Origin of the sequence: Acinetobacter sp. TUM15064, assembly GCF_008980265.1 — a bacterium.
Taxonomy (GTDB): Bacteria; Pseudomonadota; Gammaproteobacteria; order Pseudomonadales; family Moraxellaceae; genus Acinetobacter.
The window spans coordinates 1-5,691 of record NZ_BKFU01000104.1 but is presented as its reverse complement, the minus strand read 5'-3'; the positions used below and the strand labels follow the sequence as shown (position 1 = coordinate 5,691).

The window sequence follows — 5,691 nt, the reverse complement described above, 5'->3', positions numbered from 1 at the left end:
ACTTATTACAGTTGATAACGAAGTTTAAACCAAAATCCTCTGAACCAATTAGAGGATAATATAAAAATAATCGGGCAATTCTTTCTGAAAACTGAAACAATTCGAGATTTTCGTTGATTGGAAGAATTACTTCAATTTGGTCGTCAGTTTCAATGATTGAATAAATTATTTTGTTTGTTCCATTTTTTGAAATAGTTGTTTTGTATAATTCTATTCCTTTGTCATTTTCTACTTTTATTTTTTTAATTCGTTCAAACGAAGTTTCAGAATCATTTAAAACGATTTTTACTTTTTTGAGTCGGTCATTTATCGTTAAAACAATAGGAATGTAGTCTTCTAAGTCTTTACTTGATTCTGCAATGTAATTTCGTTCTTGGTCGGTTTCGGGTAAAAAAGTGAATGTCGTTTTTATTTCAGGGTTGGCAAGACTTGCACCTTTTTGTATAAGCTCATAAACATTTTCTTTTTGCGTTCTAATGTTTTCACTTAACGTTTTCCACTCTTTCGGGCTACGGTCGATTAAAAAATCTTTAATTTCAAAAAATGTGTTGTTTGCTTCAAGAGTTGAATTGATACGAAATTTACGCCCGAATGTATGTGTCGTCAAAAAACCTGTTCCGTATTTTCCAACTTCTGGAATGTTTGTTTCCTCTCCGTATTTTCCGCTTACTTGCTTTATTAGAGAAATGAACGATTTTGTCGTAAATGGTTTTCCGTTATGAGTAAATGAAAACCCGTCCTTGTAATCTAAAACGACTTCACATTCCGTTGTAAGGTCGCAAGCATTTTGAACCAGCTCCCATACAGCACGATTTGACGAAAAATTATTAAAACTCTCAAAACCTCTTATCATCTTGTCTGCGTGTTGTTTCAAATCTGATAATTCTGATTCTGTCTTTGCATTTTCTAATATTTCATTACGGTTTATATTTTGCATTTCACTCATTTTTGTTTCACGTTATTTTGAAGTTTAGATTTTGTATTCTTTACTGTATTGTTTGTGAATATATAAACTTTCATGAATATAAGCTATATTTTTCAATAGTGATGTGCTGTTCTATCAAAATAAAATTATTTCTACCTAAAAATAAAATTGTATTTTTAGGTAGATTCTTATGAGAAAAATCAAACAATTACATTCAATGTCACATCAATATTGCCACGCGTTGCATTTGAATAAGGACAAACGATATGTGCTGCATCCACCAATTTTTGCGCTTCGGCTTGCTCTAAACCTTCTAAATGAATATTTAAAGTCACTTGAATACCAAAGCCTGTTGGAATCGGACCAATCCCAACATCACCTTCGATATATACGTCAGGTGTAATTTTTAAATGGTCACGGTTTGCGACAAACTTCATCGCACCCAGAAAACATGCAGAATAACCTGCGGCAAAAAGCTGTTCAGGGTTGGTGCCACCACCTGCACCGCCCATTTCTTTAGGCACTGCTAATTTAACATTTAAAATGCCGTCTGATGACGTTGCGCTACCATCACGACCACCTGTTGCTTTTGCGTGTGCTGTATAAACGACTTTTTCTAAAGACATTTTGATTCCCTAAATATTGTATTTGAGTCCTTATCCTGTCTTAAATCATAGAAAGAATAAGCAGTGTTTTTGTAAATTTACACAGAAAATCGTTATGATTAAATTGAGACTTTAGTCTATTAAAAATCAATCATATAGGTTCGATTGCTAGTTCTCAAAGCTTTCCTAGCTGTGGCTTATTCATGTGAACGCAAACGGAATGTAATCAGTGACATTATTCACCATTTAAAGGTAAATAGAGTTATGTATTTTTAGTATTGGAGATTTCTTCCGTAGAAGAACAGTAGATGTTCATCAAGATAATTTGGTGCGAAGAAGTCAGTAGTTTTTAAAGATTGTGACTTGATTTAAAACTGCATTAATTTTCGGTGTTGCATCAATGGCATACTTTCACGGATATGAGCTTGTTCTGCCAAGTCAAAAGGGACGGTAATTAGCTGAGCACCTTGAGTATGAATCAAATCCAAAACTTGACCACGGCTATTGGTTGCTGCCGTATGCCCCCAAGTTTGTCTTTTTTCACCATGCCAACCTTGTTGCGCAGCGCCTAATACAGTGCATTGGCTATCCATCGCACGTGCTTGTAATAATAATTGCCAATGCATTTGACCTGTGGTGTAAGTAAATGCAGCAGGCGCCGTCAAGATATTTGCACCTTTCGCGCGTAAAGTTAAAGCCAGTTCAGGAAAGCGTAAGTCATAGCACACCATTAAGCCGATATCACCAAAAGGTGTTTTCGCTACAACGACATCTGTACCAGGTTCAAAAAATTTAGATTCTTGGTAACCACCTACAGCATCGCCAACTTGCACATCAAACAAATGAATTTTGTCATAACGTGCTTCGGTACGCTCAGGACTAATACAAAGACTCACTGTACGTACACGACCATCCTTAATCACTGAACCATCTGGACGAAAGGGGCATGGCAACGTTCCGGCAACAATCCACGTTTGGTATTGATGCGCCAATTTTTCTAAACGTTTTTGAATATCTTCGAACTGTGCCGCAGTCTCACGCTGTTTGCCTGCTGCAAAACACACGAAGTTTTCTGGAAACACAATGAGTTCAGCACCATTTGCTTTACTTTGTTGAATCAGAGACTCAATGACAATGAAATTTGCGTCAATGTCATTTTGAGAATTCATCTGTACAGCAGAAAGTAAAGTCATAAATGGGCCTGTAGAATTTGTTGTTATGCGTTTTGTTGCTGCGACACTTGGTCGAGGCTGTCTTGTTCTTTTTGCAATTGTTTAACTAAAGGTTCAAACATGTTTTGATTACTTTGGTTGAGTTCCATTAACGTTTTATGTGCATCCAACACAGTAGTTAACATATTACGATGCGTGATATGTTCTTCTGTAAGTTCAAGGGTGCAAACGTTTGGATCACCGCAGTAATTTAAAATCACAAAAACTTGCCCTAGCCCCATACTATTGGCCAAGGTCGTGATATCTGAGTTGGTGGACAACATGACAGCTTGGATATTATGGATCTGTTTAAGCTTTAAGCCTAACTTCGCCAAAATGCCTAACACAGTGCTGTCAATGAATGTAGTTTGAGTTAAATCTACGATTGCACCAACAACATTTGACTGTTGTTCAATACGGTTTAAAAGTTTGTCTAGACTGATACAAGATTGGGCACGCACTTCGCCAATAAGCTTAAAAATATGCGTTCCATTCAAGCTTGCATATTCAACATGACCTGTTGACATATAAATGCCATTTGCAGAGAAGGATAGGAAATTATCCCATAGGGCAAATACTTACTCAAGTATCTAACAGTCTTAGAAACTAGGATATTGTAATAAGTTATTGATAATTTGATTAATTCATTCGACGTAAACTTAAAATAGCAATATCGTCTGCAACATGCTCTGGTGCTTCAAAGGATTGATTTTGCAAATGATAGACCAATTGTGTGAATTGATCATTTAGTCCACCACTGAACGGTTCAAGAGCTCCATCGGAACAAATAATGAAGCGGGCATGACGGTTGAGCACACATTCATGCTCTTCAACCTCTAGCTCTTCGGTAAGGCCAAGAGGAAAACTGCTGGTGTTTAATATTTTAGGTGCTTGGTTTGGTTCAAACACAATGGCAGGGGGATAATGTCCTGCACTCGACCATCGTAGTTGGTGGGTTTCGAGGTTTAAAATTCCTGCAATCATGGTAATGTGCTTTTCAATATTTTCTTGCACCAACATGCCATTAAGTTTCTTAATGAGCCCACGTGGTGTTTTGGCACGACCATGAAAAGCCGCCATCCAAGAGGTTAATAAACTACTGGTGACACCATGTCCAGAAACATCAGCCAAATAGAACATCAGTTCTTTGTCACTAATTTTCCAGTAATCAAACCAATCGCCAGACAAATAAGCAGAAGGCTGAAAAAAGGTTTCAACGGTATAGTTTTGTAATTCTATGGGATTAGGCAAAAGTCGTTTTTGCAATTCGGCTGCAGAAGGTAGATCTCGACTATCTTGGTTACGTTTATATTGTGCATCAATCTTAAGTAAGGATTGCTGTGGGTTACTGGGCAGTTTATTCCACATCCAACCAGCTAATGCACCGAGCTCCCAAGCTTGAGCTAAAGCACTTCCTTCATTTTCAAAGGCAAGCACGATCGTTGGGAGTACCCATTTGTGCTCTAAATAATCTTGGATATCAGCAATCGCAATAATCGTTGGGTCATAAAGATCAATATCTTCTATGCGAATCATTTGCACACTGGGCAGTGTGTCTAGCACCTGTTCTAAATATGGAATATGGCGAGAGGGTTGAATGAAATACATAAAAAAATTGGCTTATCCTTAGCATTAAGCTATAGCTTTACTATAACAAGCAAATTACAGCTAGAGAAAGAAAATTCAGCTCTAGCTGTAACCCATTGTTATTCCGTATCTAACATTTGATGTGATTGATTAGAAGAAGGGGAGTCGGTAGAGTCATCGTCACCAACATCGTCAATAAACATACCTTCAGCTTCTACACCCTTTTTCTCAGCAATAATGAAGTTTTTACGTTGTAAATAAATATCACGAATTGAAGAGTATTTGTCGCCTTGAATCGCACCTTCAATATCAATGAGTTGTGAGCGAACATCAATACCACGTAAAACTTGTTCGGACCAATATAGGCCTTCTTCATCTTCTAGAATGTACCGTTGCGGACGTGCATAACCATCAACGACCAAACCAAAACCATCACGGAAAGTACTAGGTCCAAAAACTGGGAGTACGAGGTATGGGCCAGAAGGCACGCCCCAATAGCCAAGTGTTGTACCAAAGTTTTCATCTTCCGTTTCTAAACCTAAGCGCGAAGCAGGATCTGCAAAGCCTAAAGTAGTCACTGTATTAATAGTGAATCGACCTAATGTTTTTGCCGCACGACCAGGTCTTCCCTGAATTAATTGGTTGACTGCATTCCAAGGCTCACCAAGATTTTTACGAAAGCCACTATACGAATCACGAACAGTTGAGGGAATCTTTTCTTTATATTCAACAGCAATAGGGCGAACGATTGCACGGTCTAATGCATCATTAACAGCAAAAATTTGCCGATTTAAGGGTTGAAGTGGATCTTTTACACTATCGGGTTGTGCTGCATTGGCATCTACTTTTAAATCTTTCGCTTTAATGTTCTTCAATTCTTTAAGCGAAGAAGATGAAGCTGCTTGTGGATCAGCACTGGTATCTATTTCGCTTGAAGCTGTAGTTACATCTTCAGCAAATGCAAAAGTCGTGAAGCCTATAAACAGAAGACCTGCACATAAATGGCGAATGTGTTGCATATAAAAGAGTTCCGGAACTTTATAATCAGCAGATTGAATTAAAAATATAATCTTTTAACTATATTAACAGCTCTTAATTGCTCATTGTTAAATCAAATTTTAAGAAATGTTAGTAAAAAGATGTATTTTTGTCGAATAAATAAACAAGTGGGAGTTTTTTTATAAATAATTGAGAGAAGGGGGTTGCAAGGGGATAGAAATGCTGTAGAATGCACACCCATCGGCGGTGATGAAGATTAAAACTTCTGATAAAACAGCAACTTAGTTAAAATTGATTGAGTTGGGTTTTAGAAAGAGAGTTTAAATTAATTTAAATTACCAGTTGACTTTTAAGAGATTGAGAG

The 5,691-nt window shown here is 37.2% G+C and carries 6 protein-coding genes; all 6 read right to left on the bottom strand.

Features of this window, described 5'->3' with window-relative positions; translation table 11 throughout:
* The coding region (locus GBI16_RS17360; protein ID WP_151707546.1) for a sacsin N-terminal ATP-binding-like domain-containing protein at positions 1–946 on the bottom strand (946 nt) is incomplete at its 3' end.
* Positions 947–1,125: 179 nt separating this feature from the next.
* On the bottom strand, positions 1,126–1,551 hold the full coding sequence (locus GBI16_RS17355; protein ID WP_086209821.1) for an organic hydroperoxide resistance protein: 426 nt from the start codon (positions 1,549–1,551) through the stop codon (positions 1,126–1,128).
* A 347-nt stretch (positions 1,552–1,898) separates the two neighbouring features.
* Positions 1,899–2,723: a carbon-nitrogen hydrolase family protein gene (locus tag GBI16_RS17350; RefSeq protein WP_086209820.1), complete on the bottom strand. Its 825-nt coding sequence runs from the start codon at positions 2,721–2,723 to the stop codon at positions 1,899–1,901.
* 23 nt (positions 2,724–2,746) lie between these two features.
* The gene (gene gigB / locus GBI16_RS17345) at positions 2,747–3,268 is read right to left on the bottom strand and encodes an anti-anti-sigma factor GigB (protein WP_086209819.1); all 522 of its coding nucleotides are present in this window, start codon (positions 3,266–3,268) and stop codon (positions 2,747–2,749) included.
* Between the two features lie 112 nt (positions 3,269–3,380).
* The gene (gene gigA, locus GBI16_RS17340) at positions 3,381–4,349 is read right to left on the bottom strand and encodes an RsbU family protein phosphatase GigA (protein ID WP_086209818.1); all 969 of its coding nucleotides are present in this window, start codon (positions 4,347–4,349) and stop codon (positions 3,381–3,383) included.
* A gap of 98 nt (positions 4,350–4,447) precedes the next feature.
* Positions 4,448–5,347 carry a VacJ family lipoprotein gene (locus GBI16_RS17335; RefSeq protein ID WP_086209817.1) on the bottom strand — a complete coding sequence of 300 codons (900 nt, stop codon included), beginning with the start codon at positions 5,345–5,347 and terminating at the stop codon, positions 4,448–4,450.
* Positions 5,348–5,691 lie beyond the last annotated feature (344 nt).